The sequence below is a fragment of the Mesorhizobium sp. M7A.F.Ca.CA.002.15.2.1 genome, from assembly GCF_003998715.1.
Taxonomy (GTDB): domain Bacteria; phylum Pseudomonadota; class Alphaproteobacteria; order Rhizobiales; family Rhizobiaceae; genus Mesorhizobium; species Mesorhizobium ciceri.
Genome location: NZ_RZPI01000993.1, coordinates 1 through 1,346 on the forward strand (window position 1 = coordinate 1; position 1,346 = coordinate 1,346).

Genomic DNA, 1,346 nt, shown 5'->3' on the forward strand with positions numbered 1-1,346 from the left:
CACCAGCCAAGAAGCCGGCTGCCAAGGCTGCTCCGGCAAAGAAGGCTGCGGCAGCGAAATCTTCAGCGCCGGTGAAGAAAGCGGCACCTGCGGCCAAGCCGAAGGCAGCGCCCGCGAAGGCCGGCAAGAAGTAGTCGCGCTTCCCTCGCCGGGGGCGGTGCCGAAACAGTCAAGGGCGGGTGCCTCACAGGGCGCCCCGCTCGTTGTTTAGGCAGTCGGAAGGCGAGAACAGAGGCGGACGGAGGATATCTTTTCGCAGCTCCCAGGACTTCGCCATAGGGCGGAGTCCGGTGGGGCTTTTTTCGTGTCATTCATGCGGGTGATGAAACATCGGCGCGAGGCTCGTCGGTCTTGCCAGTCGGCTGGCGGCTTCGCGCGATCCCGGCAACCATGGTGATGAAGCACCGTCTTCATGGAGCGCTCGCTAAACGGCCCTGGCCGCTGCGTCGCTCTGGCGGCTGGGTTTTCCGCTTCTGGCCATTGCCCGATCGCGCCCGATCGGTCAACACTGCCGGCCTGCAAAACAGGAAACGGATCATGCCCAGACTGCTCTATGCGTCGTCTTCTCCCTACAGTTCCAAGGTACGAATGGCGGCAGCCTATGCCGGCATCGCTGTCGATCTGGTGCCGATCAAGACCGAGGAGAAGCCGGCCGACTTGATGATCGCCAACCCGCTCGGCAAGATTCCGGTTCTGGTGCTCGACGACGGTCGCTCCATCCATGACAGTCGCGCCATCACCCAGCATCTCAACCGTTTGTCGAAGAGCGCGCTTTTTCCACGCAATCCCGACAAGCGGCTCGAGGCAGAAGTGCTGGAGGCATTGGCCGACGGCATTTGCGACTGTGCGCTGTCGATGGTCTATGAACGGCGCACGCGGCCTGAGGAGATGGTCTATCAGCCCTGGCTCGATCGCCAGTGGGCGAAGATCACGGCGGCACTCGACCTGCTCAACGCCAACCCGCCGAAGCTGCCGAAAAAGATCACCGCCGGCCAGATGGCGCTGCGCGCCTGCCTTGGCTATCTCGCGCTGCGCTTTGCCGGGAAATGGGAGAAGGGTCGCGCCCGGCTGACGCGGTGGGCGGCACGCTTCGACGAGAAGTTTCCAGAACTGAAGCCCTGCATTCCCGGTTGACCGCCCATTACCCGAATAGATTTACCCGGAAATCACGCGAGCATAAAAAAAGCCGGGCGCGAGGCCCGGCTTTTTCGTGTCGTGGCTTGAACGACTTAGAACTTCATACCGACGCCGAAGGTGACGCGGTTGTCGGTGGCCTTGACCTTGCCGATGCCATCGAAGCTCTTGCTGCCGAAGTCGGTGTAACGATACTCGACACGACCGAAGAC

The 1,346-nt window shown here is 62.1% G+C and carries 1 protein-coding gene and 1 pseudogene; one reads left to right on the forward strand and one right to left on the reverse strand.

The annotated features are described in order from the left end of the window. Positions 1–537 precede the first annotated feature (537 nt). The gene (locus ENZ74_RS31905) at positions 538–1,134 is read left to right on the forward strand and encodes a glutathione S-transferase family protein (protein ID WP_013532484.1); all 597 of its coding nucleotides are present in this window, start codon (positions 538–540) and stop codon (positions 1,132–1,134) included. 95 nt (positions 1,135–1,229) lie between these two features. On the opposite strand, the pseudogene ENZ74_RS35510 reads toward ENZ74_RS31905, so the two are convergent. Continuing rightward, positions 1,230–1,346: pseudogene (locus ENZ74_RS35510) on the reverse strand (porin family protein); the annotation flags it as partial.